Raw genomic sequence first — 21,567 nt, 5'->3', positions numbered from 1 at the left:
TCAATTTATCTTTAGGTGATAATAATCTCTTCGCTGGGATAGCGATAGCTTTGATGCCTTGGGCGATTTAATAATGCAATTAAGATGGTCAACGCCCCAACCCGCCCACAAAACATCAGCCCAATCAGGACAGATTTGCTAAACGCACTTAAATGCGGGGTGATACCTAAGCTTAGACCTGTGGTGGTATAAGCAGAAACACTTTCAAATAACACTTCTGTCATACTCATGTTGGGCTCTGCCCAGCGTATTAACGTACAACCAAACGCAATGATAATCACTGACAAACAGATAATCGCAAATGCCCGCTTCACTGAGATATCCGCAATTTCACGACGAAATACTTCGATACGAGAATAGCCGCGTGCCAGTGACACAATATTGAGCACAGCGACGGCAAAAGTCGTGGTTTTGATACCACCGCCTGTAGAGTTTGGGGATGCCCCGACCCACATCAATGCAATGGTAAGCATCACGGTCGGTGGCGCTAGCTGTGCCATGTCTACCACGTTGATTCCTGATGAGCGCGGTGCAGCTGCCACAAAAAACCCTGTCACAAGTTTGCCTATGACACTGGTATGCTCAGTTAAGGTGCCTTGCCACTCAAAGGCAAGCACACTGACAAAGGCAAGCACTAGCAAGGACACGGTCGTCACTAGACTAATGCGACTATTGATACTCAGTAACCACGGCTTGGCACCATATCGTGAGCGGTTAGGAAACAACAGGCGCATCACCTGATGGCGCAAATATTCCACGACATTGGCAACTATCGCAAACCCCAACCCCCCAAACAAAAACGTCACCGCCACAACCATTTGTAACGGATAATTAAAGCGCACTTGTAACTCATATAAGCTATCACTCATCGTTGAAAAACCTGCATTACAAAATGCAGAGATGGCATGAAAAACCGAAAAAAAGATGCGGCGATGGATACTCATAGGGACATCAAGCATACTGAGATAAATCGCTATGGCTGCCACGGACTCCACCGCAAAGGTGACCGCAAAAATTACTTTGAGCGTCTTTAGTACATCACTCATACGATTGGCTGAGGTCACATGCCCAATCTGTAGCTGTGTCTGATAACTGATGCGCCCTCGAAAAAAATAGCTAAAATAAGTGGCAAAAGTTAAAATCCCTAAGCCGCCCAATTGAAACAAACACATGATAATGATTTGACCCAATGGGGTAAAAAAAGCGCCTGTATCTTTTACCGCCAGACCTGTAATACACACCGCACTCGTGGCAGTAAATAAAGCATCGACAAATGCAATATGACCATAAGTGGCATTTGGCATCATCAGCAAAAACGTGCCGAGCAAAATAAGCAATAAAAAACTTAAAATAAACAACTGGGCAGGATGGGCAACGACTATCTTAAAGCTAAACTCCATCACCAATAACTGACGAATAAAAGAAACCAACAACGCAATTTTTATCAGCGATTTTTCAAACAAGAATTTGTATAAAAAAGAACTATTATCGGCAAAAAAATGTGTCACCAATAACGCAATAACTAATAAAGCAATTGACAAATCAAACGTTAGCACAAGCTTTGAGCGTATACCTTTTTGCACATATTGACTTAATAATTCGATAAAATTAAGCCCAAGCACGATTAAATAAAACGTCGAAGCCACGCCATGCAACCAAACTTTAAAATCAAACCCTGTCTCAATAATCGCAAGCAATACAGCGAATAAACCGCTATAAAATACCAGTTTATTAAACACACCCGATGGTTTGTCATGCATTGAGTCTAGCGCATTTTTTTTATTTTTTTTCAATATAAAATCAAACATCGTAAAGTTGACTTCCGTTTTACCCAAGCATAGTTGTTGTACTTTATACCGCAATTATACAGTTGAGAAAACTAGATTGAACAATGATTTAAAAAAAGCAGCGATGATTTGACAAAATTACGTTGTTTTTGAGCCAGGCTAAAACACCAAGGTTACCGTTAAGCCTTGGGTGGTGGCAGTGGTTTGGGCGTTATTCTCAACCACTTGCGTAGGACTGAGATAAATATCGATATTGGCTTGTTGGCAGATTTGATAAACAATCGATAAACCCAAGCCTGTACCGCCAATCACCGTGAAACCTGAATGGGCGCTTGTGTCTTTGGAGGAAAAAGATTTTTTGGCAGTATCGCTATGGGTTTGTGTGCTGCTTGTTTGTCCTTGTGCTAGTGACGCGCTCGACGCATTTTGATTGACGCGGTAGAAGGGTTGAAAGACGTCTTGATAATGGGCTGCATCAATGCCAATGCCGGTATCAGCAACTTGGACGATAAGTCGTTTTGCGTGGTGATTGAGTGCGTTGCTAGCGTTGTTCACCAACACAGGAGTCGGGGTCAATGCGTTGGCTAAGTTGGTATAGGTGGCATAGATGTCATGGGTCGAATCGGTGCTGCTTGACGTCTGTGTGAAGTCTTCGATAGTCATCTGGTCAATGACAACCGCGATATTGCCTGTGGTTGGGGTGTATAAAATCGCATTTTGCAGTAAATTTTTGAGGAGGATAAACAAGGCGGTTTCATCTACACTGACCTGCGTCGCTGACACACCCAGCGCGGTGAGATGGTTGTCAACCGACAGGGTTTGGTCTTTGTTATCGGCAATCGGAAATAGCAGTTTGATGGCTTCTCGTAGCACTGCGATTAAATCGGTAGGCGTGTTGGTACGCTCGGTCAGCTGTGATTGCTGGGCTTCCATACGGGCAAGGGTGAGTAACTGTTCCACCAAATGTTGATTGTGTTCCACTCTGACAGCGAGTTTATGAATGTTTTGTTTAAATTTTGCTTGCCTTGCAGGGTCGCTATACATCGCCGCGTCTTGACTGTATTTTTGCAGTTGTTGTACTTGCAGCGAGATTGCAGTCAATGGCGAGCGTAACTCATGCGCCGCATCCGCGATAAAGCGATTTTGGTTTTGGATATGCGTGTCAACCCGTTGTAACAACGCATTGATTTCAATGACCAAGGGCATGAGCTCGCTGGGCAGAATTGAGCGATGTTGGCTGTCAGTGGGTAGCTCGATCAAGCTGAGATCTTGACCATGACGTTTTGCCATTTGCTTAGCTAATATCTGAATCGGACGCAATACGCGCTTTAATACCCAAGGCAATAGTGCAAGCAGCAACAGGGTGGTTAGTAAAATTGGGATAATGGATTGCCAAGCCGATTTTAACGCAATTTTTTTCTGCCATTCGACAGGTTGACGCACGAAAATCACCCGCCTTGGGGTGTCTTTACGAAAGACTTTCCAGATTTCACCATCGAGGGTTAATTCACTAAAACCAATAGGGGTGTTAATTAATTGCGGGTGAGCCTTTGGCTCAATAAAATTGGTGTCAATTTTGCCAAAACGGGCTGGGAAAATATCAACTTGCACACCGTCTTTAACGCCTTGATACTGTAGTACGCTGCTTTCATCATTGGGCGAGAAAACAGTGGTCGGCGTGCTACTACTAGGGGCAGAAGCTATCATAGCTGCTATAGGTGGTCTAGGCGGTGGTAAGTCATGCGGTAAAAGATTATTATCTAGGTTTCGCCTATTGGGAATTAGTTCATGCGGGGGTGGCCGCACCGTTGAGCGAGAGCCGACCAACTCAGCAAGATAGCTAAGATTGGTTTCTTGTGAGGTATTAAACTCTTGATAGGTATAGCAAAATACCGCAATCTGTACCAAAATGCCAATCGATAGTAACGTGCCAAGTATCCAAACCAGCAATTGTTTTTGTAGTGATTTTTGCAACGATTTTTGCAAGGGTAGGGCGGTTTTTGTAGGGTTAGCCATGGTCATTTTCGTGGGTACTTGGCGGTCATTGTCTGGATATTTTTGAGCCTTTTTTCTATCGCTTTTTGTCAGTCTTGGGATTCGGCACTGATATACCAGCCTAACCCCCGGATGTTTTTAATCCGTTTTTGACCAATTTTTTTGCGCAGTCCATAGATTAAAAATTCAATGGCATTGCTCTCTATCCCAGCTTCCCAATTGTAGATAGAATTTTCCAATTCACTTTTTGAAAACACTTTATCGGGCGCGTTCATAAAAGTGGTGAGCAGCATGTATTCTTTGGCGGTAATATCGATTTCTATGCCGTCACGTTTGAGGCGTTTGGCATTGATATCAAGGGTTAAGTCGCCGACTTGTAGGGTGTTGTGGCTATTGCCTTGTGAGCGGCGCACCAATACACGCATACGAGCGAGTAATTCACTCATCGCAAACGGCTTAGTCATATAGTCATCTGCCCCAGCATCCAGCCCTTTCACGCGGTCTTTGATTTGGTCTCGGGCGGTCAGCACCAGTACAGGCGTGTCGATTTTGGCACTGCGAAGCGTCTCTAACACGCTCATGCCGTCAATTTCTGGCAAGCCCAAATCCAGCAAAATCACGTCATACGATTCGACTTTGAGGGTCAAAATCGCTTCTCGCCCATCTTTTGCCCAGTCTACTGCATAGGCTTCTTCTTCTAGACTATCAATCAGACTGTCGGCAATGAAGACGTCATCTTCGACGAGTAATACTCTCATTGGGTTACCTTTATACACGAATACTGTTAAACAAATAGACTATAACACAAAAAACCGCCATTCTAAGAATGACGGTGTTGCTCATAAGCAAGGTTGCCATTTGTCGCTCAATTATGGCTGAGTAGGCGCACGACGGTTGAGGTCGTTAAGTGATTTGACATCGCTCACAGCACCTGTTTGGGCATCAACTTTGACATGGTAGATTTCTTGACCTTTTACCACCTCAATTTGATAGCTTGGGGTTCTTGGTGGTTGATTTTGGGTAGGGTTTGGTGCAGGCGGCATGCCTGTATTGCCCATTTGTGGGTCTCTGTTAGGGCGGCGTTGACCGTCACGAGGACCATGACCCATTTTACCCGCTTTATCCCCACCCAAATGTGCGCCAATGGCTTCACCACCGACTTGGCTTGCTGCCAATTGCATGGCGCGCTCTAGGCTGATATTGGTGGCAGGCGGCGCAGGCGGTTGATTGTTGTTGGGGTTGCCCATGTTATTGGTGTTATTGGGTTGTGGCGGACGCGCTGGGCGTGATGGCCGTGATGGCATAGTTGCTTGGGTCACTTGACCATTAGACGCATTGACGATATAGAGTTGTGGCTGACCATTCGCACTAAGGGTCATGACCCGGTAGCCGACAATGTTGTCATCGGCGTTGTTGCCGCTACGGGCAGGATTTGGGTTGGGTCGGTTGCTATTGTCATGATATTGTACACCAACAATGCGTGTGTTCGCGGCTTGTTTTTGTACCAAGGCGACTGCTTGAGAGGCACTGATGCTGGCATTGGCGGCTGCTTGGGCGTTGGCCTGCATAGCTTGTAAGTGTTGCTCAAAATTCTTGGCATTGGCTGGATGGCGTTTTTGCATATTCTGCGCTTGTGGTGCCGCTGAGGTGCTCGCACAGGCGGTGAGTGTCGCACCTGTAACAACACTAAGCAGAGCTACACTAAGCCCAGTGGCTAAAAATGAGGGGTTAAATTTTGCTAAGTTCATAGGTTTTCCTGCGTTGTTAATATAGTTGTTGATAACCCTTGATTGGATAGTACTATCATACAAAAATTAAGACAGCAGAAACTTAGCGATAACGCAGAATCGGGCTAGGTAGGTTATAGCAATCGGATTAAAAAAATTTGCTTTAGATAAGCGCCTGCAGCAATGTTCAAAAATGTTTTTATCAATTTTTTTGCCTGTCAAATCAAACCTGACCCCACAGGTTAAATTAAAACATCAGGCTCAGGTAATTGCACGATATTAATTGGATGGTCAGTTTGCCAAAGATGGTGGGTGACAATGATTAAAATGCCTTGCTGCTGATGCTGTAGCAGCATTTGCCACAGTGCTTCACGGCTTTTTTTATCAAGTCCCGCAAACGGCTCATCAAGCAGCAAGATTTTTTTTGGGCTAAGTAATAGCCGTGCCAAGGCAATACGTCTGGCTTGACCACCGGAAATAGCTTGCCCGTATTCCCCTAGCGGGGTCTGTAATTGTAGCGGCTGACTGCGCGCCCAGTCTTTGAGTCCAACCTTACCCAGCACTTGCCAAAGCTGTTCATCACTGGCATCGGTGCTGCCCAATCTTAAATTGGTCGCCAAGGTCTGGTCAAAAATATCAATCTGTTGCCCCAAATAACCTGTGAGTGCGGGCGTATCGTGTAACGCTAGCCAATCCATCCCATTGAGCTCGATGTTGCCTTGTTGTGGTGCTAGTTCATGGGCTAGCACTTGTAACAGTGTTGATTTGCCTGTGCCCGAGCGCCCAGTAATCAATACAGGAATGCCTTGGGTGGCAGTCAAGCTGATAGCTTTGAAACCGACAATCGCTTGCGGCATTTTGGCAGCTAGTTGATTGATGGTGAGTGTGAGTGGCGCATTTAGGCGCGCAACATCAATGGGTAAAGAAGCTAAATCATGGTTTAAATGATGGGTTAAATCAGGCGTTAAATGATGGCTAGGTTGTAGCGAAGGATTGAGTAATTCATTGAGTTGATGTTTTGCTGCCAAACTATTGCCAAGGGCTAGCGAATGGGTGACTAACGGCGCTAGCAAGTCAGTCATGCCCATGATACCGAGGAATAGCGCAAGCAACATCGGCACACTGATGACAAGGGGCGTGTGATAAAAACCCACTAACAAGCCGACCAAAACCGCTGCAATCAGCCACTGCATGATCAGCATGACCAATGACTGGGCGCGCTGGATACGCTTTTGCTGATGCGTATGTTGAGTATCGACGCTGTTAAAAGCAGTCAATTCGGATTGCCAGCGCTGCCAAATCAATAAATGGGTAAGCGCCGATAGCGGATTGAGCAAACTGACACGCCTAGACTCTGCCAATGCCTGCTGAGCGCGGGCGTGCTTGATACTACGCCATGTCAGCATGGCAGGCAGCATCAAACCGGCGATTAAAAATATGGTAATCAGCATGGGGTTAATCTCATACTGATAAAGTAAGATGGCTACTAGCAAGCTAGCGGTGGTAGCGACTAGCCAAGGTGATATCACGCGCAGTGGCAACTCATTGAGCACCTCAATATCATGGGTTAAACGGTGCATGGCATGGGTAGATTGTAGGGTACTTGATAAGTTTGCCAGTGGCAGGCGTGCAAACTGGTTAAAAAACCGCACTCGCAGCCGCTGCAACAAACCAAACACCGCATGGTGGGACACCATCATTTCACCATAGCGTCCTGCGGTACGTACCATCGCCATCACACGGATAATCGCTGCCGGTACCAGATAATTAAAACTGTGTGAACCCAGCGCCAGCATCCCCGCCATTGCTGCCGCAGAAATAAACCACCCTGACGTCATCAATAGCCCAATCACGGATAACGCAGTCATCATGCCTAACAAGGCAGCAATGAGCCATTTATCTAGCTGCGTGCTAAATAGCTGGGTTAAATGAAAGGTTTGATGACTGTGTGCTTTTTTTTGCAGGTGAGTTTTGACAAGGCTATTTTCACCAATAAGTTTATTTTCACTAGCAAGTTTATTTTCACTATTGTTTTCACTAGTAAAGTCTGTCATACCGTTACGCCTTTGCCAAAGTAGATGCAATATCAAGGCTCATTTGCCGATCCAGCCAAGGCAGGTTTGTGGCATCGTGCGTCACCCATAACACGGTTTTCCCCCTCGTCACTTGTTGTAATAGCGCATTAATCTCGGCTGCGGTATCACTATCTAAATGCTCAGTGGGTTCATCGAGTAGCCAAAGCTGCGCGTCTTGCAACAGTAACTGGGCTATTGCCAGTCGTCGCTGCTGCCCACCGGACAAGCCGCTACCACGTTCACCCAACTGAGTATCTAGCTGATTTGGCAGTGCTTTTATCAAAGGTTTTAACCCCACTTGTGCAAGAATTTGCCATAATTTGTCATCACTGGCGGTTGGGTTTGGCAGGCGCAAATTATCGGCGATACTCATCGGCAGTAGCATGGTTTGCTGTGACAAATAGGCGATTTGGTGGCGAAATTGCGTGGAATTGATGGTGTTAAAATTTTGGTTATCAATAAAAATATCGCCTTGATAGGCACAAAAACCCAAAAAAATTTGCAATAGCGTGGATTTGCCGCTGCCACTTTGACCGACAATCGCCAACCGTTCCCCTGCGGCAATAGCAAAACTTAACGGCGCGAGCCGTATGCGCTGCTGATGATTGACCCAAATATTATCCGCGTCAATGGCAGGGGGGGCGGTTAACATAAAATGGTAAGCCTTTGTTTTTTCCGCTGATTCAAACGCTAACAACGGTGATAATTCAGCAATCGCACCTTCCGCTTGCGCTTTGACATGATAATCCGCGCCCAACTGACGTAGCGGGGCATAAAATTCGGGTGCCAACAGTAGTAAAAATAGCGCCGACTGGTAAGGCACAGGCACCGTGTTTTTTTGCCAAGGTAAAATACCGATTAAACCAAAACCCAAATACACGGCAAGTAGCGCAATCGACAGCGCAGCTAACAGCTCTAGCGCGGCGGTGTTTAAAAACGCAATTTTGAGTACCGACATGGTGCGCATACGGTAGGCTTCGGCTGAGGCATCGATGTCTTGACTCGCGTGCCCAACAGCATCCAGCCGTTGCAGTGTCGCCGTGCCACGCAACCAATCCAAAAATCGCCCGCTCAGCTGTGCCATCGCGGCAAATTGTTGCCGACTTTTACGGGCGGTGGCATGACCAATTAATACCATAAATACAGGAACTAGGGGTGCGGTCAGCAGTAAAATCAGCGTCGCTATCCAGCTTTGGGTCGCAGCGGCGACTAATAGCATGATAGGTGTGGTCACCACAATCAGTCGCTGCAGATAAAAACGGCTGACATAGCCCGTTAAGGCGTCACATTGCTCAATCACCATACTGGCAAGCCCGCCATCACTGCCATACTGATAGCGCGCTGCACCTACTTGTGCCAGTTTTTCAAGTAGCGTTTTTCGTAGGATGCTGGCTACTTGTAGCCCCGCGTCTAACGCCAGCTGGTCTTTGCAAAAATGCAGTAAAGGACGTAGCAACAGACATCCCATCAGCCACGGCAGATAATCAAAAAATACGTCAGTGGCAGGGCGGTGATGGGCGATTTGCGTTAACCAATTTGCAAAGATGACCGCAATCAGCCAAGACTGCACAATCAATACCAGCGTGGATACAACTGACAGTCCCCATGCCATATAAATCGGTCGCTTTGCCATAGCGGCATAGTGACGAAGGGTTTGGTTGACAGTAGAAGTTTCAGACATGGTTGGTTAATAGTAACGATAAAATCAATTGACACATCATAGCGTATCAAGCGCTTGTTAGATATGGCGTAATGCTCATCAATGCAATGAGACTAAAAAATGTAAACACATTGCCCACCGATAAGGGTTGATAAAACCTTGATAAAGGCATATAAGAGACAGTTAAATAAAGCGATGAACGACCGCGCCACTTTAAAATACTACCCATAAACTATCGCTTATCTATAGCATGATACCAGCAGATGGTAGCAGCAGCGCAATACGGCTCGTAGTATTTGCGCAAGATGGGTAGTCGTATTTGGTAGTCGGGTGCGACATTATGCCGCATGACAAATAATTTATAGATTTATATAATGTTTGTAAATAAAAAATTACCCTTTTTAAACCACGCATGAGGGTAATTGACATCTGAATTGGTTGTCAAACCAAGGAGTCAACATGATAACAGAACATCTCGTCGATATTTCCCGTCTGCAATTTGCAGTCACGGCGTTATATCATTTTTTATTTGTACCACTCACACTGGGCATGGTGTGGCTGCTGGTCATCATGGAATCCATGTACGTGATGACAGGCAAAGAAGTATGGAAAGACATGACGCGTTTTTGGGGCAAATTGTTTGGCATCAACTTTGCCTTGGGTGTCACCACCGGCATCACCATGGAATTCCAGTTTGGTACCAACTGGGCATATTACTCACAATATGTCGGCGATGTTTTTGGTGCGCCGCTTGCCATTGAAGGCTTGATGGCGTTTTTTTTAGAATCGACCATGGTCGGACTGTTTTTCTTTGGTTGGGATAGACTGTCACGCGGACAGCATTTACTGGTGACTATGTTGATGGCACTGGGTACCAATCTATCCGCGTTATGGATTTTAATTGCCAATGGGTGGATGCAAAATCCGGTTGGCGCAGAGTTTAGTTACCAAACCATGCGCATGGAAATGACCAATTTTGCGGCAGTATTATTTAACCCTGATGCGCAGAACAAATTCGTGCATACCGTCTCTGCCGGCTATACGGTGGGAGCGACCTTTGTGCTTGCCATCTCAGCGTGGTATCTGCTCAAAAAACGCGATGTCGAATTTGCCAAACGCAGCTTTCAAGTCGCGGCGGCATTTGGTTTTGCGTCGATTTGTAGCACCATTGTGCTGGGTGATGAGTCGGGTTATTCCATCGGCTTGGCACAGCAAACCAAAATGGCAGCGATAGAGGCGATGTGGGAAACCGAGCCTGCGCCTGCCAGTTTTAATTTGATTGCAGATATCAACCAAGCCGAGCAAAAAAACAACTGGGCAGTACAAATTCCGTATGTGATGGGCTTGATTGGGACGCGCTCACTAGATACCCCGATTTTGGGCATCCATGATATCAAAATCATCAATGAAAAACGTATCATCAATGGTCAAAAAGCGGTGGTGCTACTGGATCAATTACGCAGTGCGCCCCCGGGTTCAACCCCAAATCCTGTGACAGTGGCTGAATTTGAAAAGGTAAAAAAAGACTTGGGCTTTGGGTTATTGCTCAAACGCTATTCGCCTGATGTCAGTAAAGCCACGCCGGCAATGATTAAACAGGCCACCGATGCCACCATTCCACCTATTATTCCGATGTTCTGGTCATTTCGTGCCATGGTAGGCTTGGGCTTTTTATTGTTGGCATTGTTTACGATTAGTCTTTGGTCAAGTGTCAAAGGCAACTTTATCCAAAAACCTTGGCTGTTACGTTGGGCATTATTGATGCTCCCTGCGCCTTGGCTTGCTGCTGAATTTGGTTGGTTTGTTGCCGAGTATGGGCGTCAACCTTGGACGATTTATGGCATGTTACCAACCTATTTTTCAACCTCCAACATTAGCGTGGCGAATGTGTATGCCTCGCTGGCGGGATTTGTTGGTTTTTATACGGTGCTGCTGATGATTGAAATGTACTTGATGGTGAAATATGCCCGTAAAGGACCTGCAAGTCTAGGTACAGGCAAATACTACGGCGAAGATACTCACAAGGTTCATGTGAGTCCTTCATTAAATTTGCCCCATGATACAGCCGAGGTGAATCATGTTGTTTGATTATGAAACACTCAAAATTATTTGGTGGTTATTGGTCGGTGCGCTGCTCATTGGGTTTGCTATCATGGATGGGCATGATATGGGCGTGTGTTCGTTACTGCCTTTTGTCGGCAAAGATGATGAAGAGCGCCGGGTGATTATCAATACCATTGGTCCGCACTGGGAAGGTAACCAAGTATGGTTTATCACGGCAGGTGGCTCGATTTTTGCGGCATGGCCGATGGTGTACGCCACTGCCTTTAGCGGTTTTTATTGGGCGTTGATGGCAGTGTTGTGGGCGTTATTTTTCCGCCCGGTGGGGTTTAAATATCGCAGTATGATACACAATCCAGCCTGGCGCAAAGCGTGGGACTGGGGGTTGTTTGTCGGTTCATTTATCCCGGCTGTGGTGTTTGGCGTGGCATTTGGTAATTTGTTTTTAGGCGTGCCCTTTAGTTTTAATAATCATTTGGTATCGACTTACACAGGCTCATTTTGGGCATTACTTAATCCATTTGCCATACTGTGTGGCTTGATTAGTGCGTCTATGTTGATTATGCAAGGGGGAGCGTATTTGGCGCATCGCACAATTGACGAGGTACAAAATCGTACCCTTAACTACGCTGCTATCAGTAGTATGGTGATGGCGGTGTTGTTTGTGCTGGCAGGGGTATGGATACAATCGATTGACGGCTATCATATCACCAGCCACATTGACCCCCAAGCCTTGCCAAATGTGCTCAATAAAGAGGTGACGCGTCAAGCGGGCGCATGGATGGCAAATTATCATCAGTATCCGCTGGCATGGGCATTCCCTGCACTGGGTGTCATCATGCCGCTTGTCACAGCAATATTGCTAAAAGCACGTAAAACCTTGACCGCATTTATCGCCTCCAGTATTGCTGTGCTTAGTGTGATTATGACCGCAGGGGTGGCGTTATTTCCGTTTGTCATGCCATCCTCTAGCGATCCACGTTCAAGCTTGACGGTTTGGGACAGTGTATCGAGTCATCTTACCTTGATGATTATGTTGGTTGTCGTGGTGGTGTTATTACCGATGATTGTAGGCTACACCAGCTGGGCATATAACGTGATGCGCGGTAAAGTAACCAAGGCTTATGTTCGAGAGCAAGAGCATTCACTTTACTGACCCAAATGAAGGCAACTTAATAGGAGAACACAATGTGGTATTTTGCGTGGATATTAGGATTGGGGTTTGCGGTATTATTGGCGATTTTAAACGCGCTGTGGCTTGAAAATGCCGATGCGCGTAATAAAGCCTTTAATCCAAAAGCAAAGGGCGATAATCCCACCAATGATGGTACGGTGACAGAAGGCAATCCCACTGAAGATATCCATAAAACAGGTAAGACTTCAGATAACGAGTCATTATAGCCATCAACCTCAACCATTAGCGCTTTAAGTCATCACGGCTTAAAGCGCTTTTTTATGCGCTGTCAAAACCCGCTATTTTTTAATTATTTTCTTATTTGGTACACAATTTGCATTCCCTGTCTTGGCAAAACTGATTAATACTTGAGCGATAGTTTTTTATCGAGGGCATAAGGGCAAAAGTTTTATGAGAAAGTTAAACAATACGGTTCAACGGCATACGAGTAAACGGTTTAAGAAAGCCTATAAATGGCTATTATCCGTAATGGTTTTTTATCAACATTCCTCGGTGTACGCTGCGACGCCCACCAATGAGCAGCTGTATGACTACCAAAATGTGATGTGGGTGGTTATTGGCGGTTTGCTGGTGTTCTTTATGCAGGCGGGCTTTGCGCTCATTGAAGCAGGCTCAGTGCGCAGTAAAAATACCGTGAATGTGTTGATGAAAAACTACACCGACATGGCGATTGGCGGATTAATTTTTTATATCTTGGGTTATGGTTTGATGGCAGGCAACAACCCGACAGGTTACGTGGGCCAAAGCGAGTTTTTACCAGAGCAGCTTAGCAATATGCAATGGGCACATTTGTTTTTTCAGATGATGTTTGCTTCCACCGCCGCCACCATTGCCAGTGGTGCGATGGCGGAGCGCATTAAATTTTCAGGGTATCTGATTGGTACGTTGATGACTTGCGGACTGATTTATCCAGTCGTAGCAAGTTGGGCGTGGGGTGGCTATTATGGCGGTCAAGGCTGGCTTGCCCAGCTTGGATTTATTGATTTTGCCGGCTCTTCGGTGGTGCACTCTGTCGGTGGGTGGTTAGCGCTCGCAGGCATTATCGTCCTTGGACCGCGTATTGGTCGCTTTGCCCCTGATGGCACGCCGCGTTTGATTGCCGGTCATAATCTCACGCTTGTCACATTGGGCGGCTTTATTCTATGGTTAGCGTGGTTTGGATTTAACGCAGGTTCTACACTGACTAGTTCAGGCAATTTGGGCAAAATCATGCTAAATACCCACCTAGCAGGGGTGAGTGCGGTGACGGCTTATCTGCTAATTTCAGGGGTGATGCGTAAAGCAATTTTATTGAGTGATACGGTCAATATCAGCCTTGCAGGGTTGGTCGCCATTACCGCAGGCTGTGCGACCATGTCGCCTGTGTATGCGATTGTTACCGGTGTTGGTGCATGTTTGGCGTATTTGGCGGTGAAGCGGTTGTTGGATAATGTTCAAATGGATGATGCGGTGTATGCCGTTGCCGTGCATGTGGGCGGCGGTGTGTGGGGTACGCTGGCAGCAGGGCTGTTTTATGAAGGTGATTTATTCAGCACCCATCGTATCATCGTACAGCTGATGGGTATTGGGGCAATGTTTGTCTGGTCGTTTGGACTGGGTATGGTGGTGTATTTTGTGATAGAAAAAACCATCGGTCTTCGCGTACTTGCACAGCATGAGCAACGCGGACTTGACTTTACCGAACATGCCGAAGGGGCTTACCCTGAATTCCAAGATAGCTTATTTAGTCAGCAAACGCTAACTGAGCGGCACTAGTTTTAAATTTTGAGGTACATGTATGCTCTGTCGTCACAGGTATCCAATCAACTACAGTCATTTGCGTCAATTGTAATTTTATTAACTTTAAATATTTGGCACCGTCATGAACAAAGAAGCTACTATCAAATCTGCGTTAACACCGTTTTTAAAAGATGCTGATATACGTAAAGCCATGGACATCTTTCATAAAGATTATGCCGATATTACGCCTTACCAAATCCAGCGTTTTGTCCATGAAATTACGCAAGACAACGCAACCAAAGAATATCGCTCAAATATCCGTCGAAGTTTGATGAAAGCGCTGAGTGATTATCAAATGGGTGCAGCCAAATCCCAAACGATGACCCATGATATCCCTGATTTGGGGCAAAATAGCCTAGTAACTCACCCATCATCCAGTCAATTAGCTATCTCTAAGCAAAAACCTGACCCAATATCTAAACCAATATCTAGTCAAATAGCCGCCTTTGAGTTACTGATTGATAGTTTTATGGCGCAATTTTCACCATTATTGGGCAGCCAAATTTTAGACAGTGTCCGGCAGACGATTCATCAGCATCATAATTCATCAAAATCCCGTGGTTTTGGGCTATTAGCTCGCAAGGCAGAAACCAATCACGCGTTAACCTTAACCATGATTCACTTTTTTGATCAGTTTTTTGGTGGTGATAAACAAAGTGCATTGACAATGTCGTTGACCGATGCGGATACAGCAGGATTTAGAACTATCTTATCGTTATTTTATCAGCAAGCGTGTCAATGGGCGGGGCCTACTGATGCAGATATTGCTTTGGCGCAGGCAAACAAGATTACCAAAGCCAAGTTTGACGTATCTTTGGTTGAAAAATTTATGTAGAATGCCATTTATATAAATTACTACGGATTGACAGTATCATAGTACAATTTTTATGCAGACCTAAAGATGCTAAATGGCAAGTTCCCAGTTCATTTTATTTCCAGGTCCATTTTAGAGAGTTTAGCACTGAGCTTGATCCTGTATTCTAGCTTAATTTTATGAGTCCAATTCTAGGTGTCATAATGTTAAGCTTTTTTTAACCGATGAAAATTTATTGCAACTGCCTTCCCTTACAAATTTTCGGAAGATGTCATGAATCATCAAATTCAGTATTATGTCTACGCCAGTAAAATAAATTTGACCCAAATTTTTGACCATAATTTATTCACTGATATTCGCGAGCAAGCCCAGTCCAACAATCAACACCATCATATTACGGGGTTTTTATTGTTTAAGGATGGCAAATTTTTGCAGTATATTGAAGGTCAAAAAGCGGTATGTGAACAATTATTTAACACGATAAAGCAAGACCGACGACATAAAGAGATAGTGGTGTTAGACCAGGGACAGTTAGAAAAACGCTATTATCAGCAATGGCTGATGAATTGTTATAACATGGACGAAAAAACCCAAACCCTCGAACTGCTTAATCTTCCAGATATGGTGTACGACTTTGATATTTATCATTGGAGCCAAGCTCACGTACATGAAGTGATGTCACTAATGGCAAAAAACCATTTACTTGGCATTACCCCCCAAACAGGCAGTTTTTTCTCGGTGCTTTATCGCCGCTTTATGGGGCAGAATAAAAAATATTTAATCATTCAACTGCTGATATTAGGTATGTTTTTCATCAGTTTATTGTTCTTAAAAAGCAACTATTAATAGCAAACATTGATTAACGCGATAGGGTATAAACCGACAGTGACGAATACCAAATACCCAATAAATAAAGGCGGCGGAAAAGTCGAGTTTAAAACCGCGTCACTATCTTGCGCTTGCGTAAGCGTTTTATGGTTAGCCTTTTTTGCCATCAGATTGGCAAAAATTTATAAGTCAATTAACAGCATAAATATCACCAACCATGGAACCGTGATGACGGTGAGCCTGAAAAAAAGGTGTTTTTTGACATGGTGTTTGATGATGGCACCGATATAGCTTCCTGCTTTGACTTGGTAGGGCGCAATATCAGCAGCATCGCGCTCATAGAATGCGACCATGTCATTGAGTAATTGCTCGACCTGTTCGGTCTGCCATTGGTAGGTTTCAAACTTTGCTAACAGCTCGCTAATCACTGGGGTTGTATGGGATATGCCGGGTGTCACACATAGCATATCGCATTGCTTAAAGCGTTTAGCACGGGTCGTACCTTGATGGATAAGATGAATTTTGTGGTGGCGTTTATCATGGGTGATAGCGAGGTACAAATTCGCTATATACATTTCACTACCTTCCATAAAATGCAGAAAGCGACCATCTTTGAATAGGATAAAACCCATGATGCCTATTTTTTGATTATTATCTTTGGCACTTTGATAAATCTGGGTAAATGTGCTGGGCTTTAAAGCGGCTGACCAAGTAAGCGAACTGGTATAAGTCAGGTAGTAAGTAGGGGGAGATATCATCGTAGAACTCCTCAGCCATACTCTTTATATGTTACTTTGAGTGTAGCATAATAATTTTTAATGTTATTATTAATTTAGCATCATCTGTCTAAACTAAAGTATAACCCTTAATTCATACAAAAATAAATTAAAGTTTATAAATCTTTTTAGGTTAAAAAATTTAATTATTTTTATGATGCTGTGTTTGCATATCTGTGATTAGCTCGTTCACTTCCAATGATTGCCAATAGGTTGGGGTAAACGCTTGAAATAGTCGGCTAATTGATAAATTATTCACATCCTTATCAATGTCAATACAGTACATATCCCATTTTTTGAACCGCGGCTGATCCCGATGACCCTCGGTAATTATTTTTAACTGTTTATGGCGATAATCTTTCAGTAAATCTTGGTACAGGTGAGTGACTAATGCCTTATCCCCTTCCAAATATTGAAAAAAATGCCCATTTTTGAATAGCAAAAATCCCGTGATGTGTTGGGCATGATTGTTTTGCCTAGAAATCCGCTCGATAGTTTTGAAAGTAAACGGATTAATCGCGCCTAGTAGGGTGATTTTACTGGTGTAGGTTAAATAATAAATAGCATCACACATAAAGGATATCCAACATAAGGTTATCGCTGTTACCAATTCACTACAGCAGGCATTTGATTAACGCTTATAAGCGATTATACTTAACAAAAAGCCATTTTCTTACATAAATATTTAATCATTTCAAATTTAATATTCTGACTTAAAAACTTACTTATTTAAAAAAGCAAAAACCTTAAAAAGAGAAACCCTTAAAAAAGAGAAACCTATGCCAAATTCATTGACCTACGCTTCAAAAAACCCGTCATCCGCCACCGTCCGCTTGAATAAATACAAACTTGGAGCTGCTGCGGTTATAGCCCTTGTGGGGTTAAGTTTGACAGGCTGTCAGGCCATGGCGACAAAAAACGCACCAATAGCCGCAAAAGCTGATAGCATTAGCACAGTATCAAATGGTATTAAAACCGTCAAAAACATTGCCTATGGCACAGATGCCCGCCAACAACTCGATATTTATAACCCTGCAGACGGTCAGCGTCACCCTGTTTTGATATTTGTATACGGGGGCAGCTGGCAACATGGCAAACGTCAAACCTATGGCTTTGTCGGTAAGCAGTTTGCCAAGTCAGGCTACACCACAGTGGTGATTGATTATCGCTTAGCCCCTGCAAACGTATTCCCAGATTATGTGCTTGATACAGCCAGCGCCATGGGGTGGGTGTATCGCAATATCGCTCAATATGGCGGCAATCCTAATCAGCTGTTTGTCATGGGGCATTCTGCAGGGGCGTTTAATGTGGTATCTGCGGTGGATGATAACCGTTTTTGGAAAACCACCGGCATTCCCAACAAGGCAATATTAGGTGTGATTGGACTAGCAGGTCCGTATGATTATGATTTTCGTAGCGGTACTACTAAAGTTGCCTTTCCAGCCAATAGCACCCGCCAGCAAGTGATGCCTGTGTATCATATCCGCCAAGATGTACCCCCGCATTTGTTGGTCACAGGCAGTAAAGATATGATTGTGTACCCACAAAATGCTGATAGCTTACAAAAAGCGCTGACCCAAGCAGGCGGCAACGTGGAACGGGTGCAAGTCCCTGCCACTCATGCAGGCGTCGTCATTGGTCTGGCAGCACCGTTACAGTCGTTTTATCCCACCTTTAACAAGGTCAATGATTTTATGCGACGGCATTTGCCAACAGCGCAGTGAGAAAGATTTCCAAGAAAAATTTCCAAGAAAAACTTTTAAGCAGCGGCAATTTTCACAGACTCATGCAGTCAAAGGCATACCGCTGCTGAGCCAGTAGACTCAAATGCGATGAAAGAATCACAACCGAGTTGAGGTAACCGACTCGGTTTGCATTTTTATGCAATTATTTATGCCATTTGCTCTCCAATCTTCGCTGCAATTTTTACTGCATAGACAGCTGCTGCAACATAATGACGCTATTTCACACAGCGGCTATCCGCTTATAATAAATGGCATTGACCTGCTTATCATAAAAAAGTTCTCAATATCCTCATAACAACATAACGAACGGGACTTCCTGATGCTACCACTTAAAGACCCAACCTTACTCAAAACCCAATCCCTCATTGACAACCAATGGATAGATGCGACGGATGGTACTACCATTGATGTCACCAATCCATTTGACAACCAAGTGTTAGCCAGTGTGCCGAGTCTAGAAAAATCCCAAGTCATCGACGCCGTCGCCATTGCTCACGAAGCGCAAATAGACTGGGCACAAAAAACCGCCAACGAGCGCGCCGCTATTTTAAACAACTGGGCGGATTTAATCGACCAAAATAAAGAAGATTTGGCGACTATCATGACCGCTGAGCAAGGCAAACCAATCACCGAATCGCGCGGTGAAATCGGCTATGCCAATAGCTTTATCCGCTGGTTTGCCGAAGAAGGCAAGCGCATCTATGGCGACATCATCCCTAGCACCAACAAAGACCTACGCTACGTGGTGTTAAAACAACCGATTGGCGTATGCGCGGCGATTACCCCGTGGAATTTCCCCGCCGCCATGATTACACGTAAAGTGGCACCGGCATTAGCTGCTGGCTGTAGCATAATTGTCAAACCTGCCACAGAAACACCCTTGACCGCATTAGCACTGGGCGAACTTGCCATACGTGCAGGCTTACCTGCAGGCTTGCTACAAATCGTCACCGGTAAATCCTCAGTGATTGGTGAAGTGCTCATCCAAGATGAACGTATCCATAAACTATCCTTTACCGGCTCTACCGAAGTCGGTCGCACTTTGATGGCGCAGTGCGCCTCCACCGTCAAAAAACTCTCGATGGAGCTAGGGGGTAATGCCCCATTTATCGTATTTGATGATGCCGACTTAGAAAAAGCAGCAACCGGTCTTATCGCTTCCAAATACCGTAACGCGGGGCAAACCTGTGTCTGTGCAAACCGCGTCTATGTGCAATCAAGTATCAAAGACAAATTTTTAGCCATCTTTAAACAAAAAGTCGAAGCACTAAAAGTCGGTAACGGTATGACAGAGGGCGTAAATATCGGTCCACTCATCAACCAAGGTGCACTGGACAAAGTCGAGCAGTTACTTGCAGATGCGGTCAACAAAGGCGCGACCGTGGTCACCGGTGGAAAAAAACACAGCGCGTCAGATTTAAGCTTTGAACCGACCGTTATCACGGGAATTACCGATGACATGGACATTGCTACTCAAGAGATTTTCGGTCCAATTGCGCCCGTGTTTGTGTTTGATAGCGATGAGGAAGTGATTGCCCATGCCAATAATACGATTTATGGACTAGCGGCGTATTTTTATACCCAAAGCGTTGCGCGTTCGTGGAAAGTGTGTGAAGGACTAGAATACGGTATGGTCGCCCAAAACACCGGGCTGTTATCAACCGAAGTTGCACCGTTTGGGGGTGTGAAGCAATCAGGCTTTGGGCGTGAAGGCTCAAAGTATGGGATTGAAGATTATGTGACGACTAAGTATTGGTGTATTGATGTGCAATAATAGTTAAGTCTTCCAAATTCATGGCATACATTGCCATAATTGGGCGTGAGATTGAACGCGCTGATTTAGCTTATTGGTTTTTGCAATTAGCGCTTTAGGATTTTTACTCAGCGATATCAAATACTTGGCGCAGGTATGCCAAAAAGGTATCGTTATCGGTCATGGTTTTGCCGGGGCTGTCGGATATTTTGGCAACCGATTGCCCGTTACATTCAACCAGTTTAAGGACGATGTTGAGCGGTGTTTGCCCCATATCATTGGTCAAGTGAGTACCGATACCAAACCCAAGTTGAAAACGGTCATTAAAATGCAAGTACAGCGCCCACGCCTTCTGCAACGTCAGCCCATCGCTAAAATTTAACATTTTGGTTTTTGGGTTGATTTTGAGTTGTTGGTAGTGTGCGTAGGCTTTTTCGCCCCATTCATACGGGTCGCCACTGTCGTGACGCAGCCCATCAAATAGTTTGGCAAAATACAAGTCAAAATCGCGCAAAAAAGCGTCCATCCCGACCACGTCTGTCAATGCAATACCTAAGTCACCTCGATATTCTTGAACCCAAGCTTCGAGTGCCGCTTTTTGGAAATTACGCAAACGCACATCAAGCGCCTGAAAGGCTTGTAAAAATTCATGCGCCATTGTGCCAATTGGGGTGATACCGAACTGTTTGGCAAAATACACATTGCTCGTACCGCGAAATATTTCCGGCACTGCCATCAACCGCTCAATCACTTGCTCTTGCCAAGCAACACTATAACGTCGACGCGTACCAAAATCTGATACCAAAAACGGGACGTCATAAGCCGCCATTTGGCGACGATAGTCTTGTAACAGTAGCAGTTTATCGTTCAGCCGTTGTTCACCGACTTGCCAAGCCGATTGCTGGTCAAGGTGACTAAAATACAGTTCATTGACAATCGCCAACACAAAGATTTCAAACATCATTGCCTGAATCATCGGGCCTTCAATACGAATGTCTAACCGACCTTCGGCGTCAATGGTCGCTTTGATAAAACGCCGTTTGAGTTGAAATAATTCAAGATAATCAACAAAATCACTTTTGATAAAGCGTAGACCACGAAGATATTGCAGCTCATCGGCTGTAAACCGCAGTTCACAAAGCGCATCGAGTTCGCTATTGACTTCATCGAGTAGCGTTGATAGGGGATAGGCGGTGTCTTCAAGGTTGCGACAGCGAAACGCATATACGCTATGCGTCTGTGGAAACTTGTGTAGCACCACTTGTAGCATGGTAAATTTGTATAAATCCGTGTCCAACAAAGACTTAATAATCGCCATCACTCATCCTAAATTATCTACCTATTGATAAGAGTGACTACTTTAGCATTAAAT

General features: G+C 44.9%; 17 protein-coding genes. 8 read left to right on the top strand and 9 right to left on the bottom strand.

The genetic code is table 11. The features are described 5' to 3' along the window. Nucleotides 1–11: 11 nt before the first annotated feature. The 6 genes from RT034_RS01975 to cydD form a co-directional block, all read right to left on the bottom strand. Nucleotides 12–1,793, bottom strand: coding sequence for a TrkH family potassium uptake protein (locus tag RT034_RS01975; RefSeq protein ID WP_313012978.1), 1,782 nt, complete (start codon nucleotides 1,791–1,793; stop codon nucleotides 12–14). 153 nt (nucleotides 1,794–1,946) lie between these two features. Continuing rightward, a complete protein-coding gene (locus RT034_RS01970) occupies nucleotides 1,947–3,803 on the bottom strand; it encodes a sensor histidine kinase (RefSeq protein ID WP_313012976.1) in 1,857 nt (618 codons plus the stop codon). A gap of 68 nt (nucleotides 3,804–3,871) precedes the next feature. Beyond that, nucleotides 3,872–4,540 carry a response regulator gene (locus RT034_RS01965; RefSeq protein WP_313012973.1) on the bottom strand — a complete coding sequence of 223 codons (669 nt, stop codon included), beginning with the start codon at nucleotides 4,538–4,540 and terminating at the stop codon, nucleotides 3,872–3,874. Between the two features lie 111 nt (nucleotides 4,541–4,651). Next, nucleotides 4,652–5,530 (bottom strand): PepSY domain-containing protein, encoded by an 879-nt coding sequence (locus tag RT034_RS01960; protein WP_313012972.1) that lies wholly within the window; start codon nucleotides 5,528–5,530, stop codon nucleotides 4,652–4,654. A 221-nt stretch (nucleotides 5,531–5,751) separates the two neighbouring features. After that, nucleotides 5,752–7,563, bottom strand: a complete 1,812-nt coding sequence (locus RT034_RS01955) for an amino acid ABC transporter ATP-binding/permease protein (protein ID WP_313012970.1) — start codon at nucleotides 7,561–7,563, stop codon at nucleotides 5,752–5,754. Nucleotides 7,564–7,567: 4 nt separating this feature from the next. After that, the gene (gene cydD / locus RT034_RS01950) at nucleotides 7,568–9,265 is read right to left on the bottom strand and encodes a thiol reductant ABC exporter subunit CydD (RefSeq protein ID WP_313012969.1); all 1,698 of its coding nucleotides are present in this window, start codon (nucleotides 9,263–9,265) and stop codon (nucleotides 7,568–7,570) included. A 438-nt stretch (nucleotides 9,266–9,703) separates the two neighbouring features. Here cydD and RT034_RS01945 point away from each other — a divergent pair, with 438 nt between their 5' ends. The 6 genes from RT034_RS01945 (at nucleotide 9,704) to RT034_RS01920 (ending at nucleotide 15,939) form a co-directional block, all read left to right on the top strand. Further along, nucleotides 9,704–11,332 (top strand): cytochrome ubiquinol oxidase subunit I, encoded by a 1,629-nt coding sequence (locus tag RT034_RS01945; RefSeq protein ID WP_313012968.1) that lies wholly within the window; start codon nucleotides 9,704–9,706, stop codon nucleotides 11,330–11,332. After that, nucleotides 11,325–12,461: a cytochrome d ubiquinol oxidase subunit II gene (cydB, locus tag RT034_RS01940; RefSeq protein ID WP_313013333.1), complete on the top strand. Its 1,137-nt coding sequence runs from the start codon at nucleotides 11,325–11,327 to the stop codon at nucleotides 12,459–12,461. Before RT034_RS01945 ends, cydB begins: the two co-directional genes overlap by 8 nt. A gap of 32 nt (nucleotides 12,462–12,493) precedes the next feature. Next, nucleotides 12,494–12,706: a cytochrome bd-I oxidase subunit CydX gene (gene cydX, locus RT034_RS10835; RefSeq protein ID WP_082168233.1), complete on the top strand. Its 213-nt coding sequence runs from the start codon at nucleotides 12,494–12,496 to the stop codon at nucleotides 12,704–12,706. A 262-nt stretch (nucleotides 12,707–12,968) separates the two neighbouring features. Beyond that, nucleotides 12,969–14,255 (top strand): ammonium transporter, encoded by a 1,287-nt coding sequence (locus RT034_RS01930; protein ID WP_219298979.1) that lies wholly within the window; start codon nucleotides 12,969–12,971, stop codon nucleotides 14,253–14,255. A gap of 106 nt (nucleotides 14,256–14,361) precedes the next feature. Next, complete coding sequence (locus RT034_RS01925; protein WP_313012965.1) at nucleotides 14,362–15,114, top strand: hypothetical protein; 753 nt, start codon at nucleotides 14,362–14,364, stop codon at nucleotides 15,112–15,114. 252 nt (nucleotides 15,115–15,366) lie between these two features. Next, the gene (locus RT034_RS01920; protein ID WP_313012964.1) at nucleotides 15,367–15,939 is read left to right on the top strand and encodes a BLUF domain-containing protein; all 573 of its coding nucleotides are present in this window, start codon (nucleotides 15,367–15,369) and stop codon (nucleotides 15,937–15,939) included. Nucleotides 15,940–16,103: 164 nt separating this feature from the next. On the opposite strand, the gene RT034_RS01915 is transcribed toward RT034_RS01920, so the two are convergent. Both RT034_RS01915 and RT034_RS01910 read right to left on the bottom strand, forming a co-directional pair. Then, complete coding sequence (locus RT034_RS01915; protein ID WP_313012962.1) at nucleotides 16,104–16,679, bottom strand: BLUF domain-containing protein; 576 nt, start codon at nucleotides 16,677–16,679, stop codon at nucleotides 16,104–16,106. 160 nt (nucleotides 16,680–16,839) lie between these two features. Continuing rightward, complete coding sequence (locus RT034_RS01910) at nucleotides 16,840–17,271, bottom strand: BLUF domain-containing protein (RefSeq protein WP_313012960.1); 432 nt, start codon at nucleotides 17,269–17,271, stop codon at nucleotides 16,840–16,842. Nucleotides 17,272–17,476: 205 nt separating this feature from the next. On the opposite strand from RT034_RS01910, the gene RT034_RS01905 reads away from it, so the two are divergent. Both RT034_RS01905 and RT034_RS01900 read left to right on the top strand, forming a co-directional pair. Beyond that, a complete protein-coding gene (locus tag RT034_RS01905; RefSeq protein WP_313012957.1) occupies nucleotides 17,477–18,421 on the top strand; it encodes an alpha/beta hydrolase in 945 nt (314 codons plus the stop codon). A gap of 340 nt (nucleotides 18,422–18,761) precedes the next feature. Then, nucleotides 18,762–20,216, top strand: coding sequence for an NAD-dependent succinate-semialdehyde dehydrogenase (locus RT034_RS01900; protein WP_313012955.1), 1,455 nt, complete (start codon nucleotides 18,762–18,764; stop codon nucleotides 20,214–20,216). Nucleotides 20,217–20,319: 103 nt separating this feature from the next. Here RT034_RS01900 and pncB read toward each other — a convergent pair whose 3' ends face one another. Then, nucleotides 20,320–21,513, bottom strand: a complete 1,194-nt coding sequence (gene pncB, locus RT034_RS01895; protein ID WP_313012953.1) for a nicotinate phosphoribosyltransferase — start codon at nucleotides 21,511–21,513, stop codon at nucleotides 20,320–20,322. Nucleotides 21,514–21,567: the final 54 nt, after the last annotated feature.

Source organism: Moraxella sp. CTOTU48841 (genome assembly GCF_032061225.1).
Classification (GTDB): Bacteria; Pseudomonadota; Gammaproteobacteria; order Pseudomonadales; family Moraxellaceae; genus Faucicola; species Faucicola cinerea.
The sequence above is the reverse complement of the archived record's forward strand: the minus strand, read 5'-3'. Positions and strand labels throughout refer to the sequence as shown.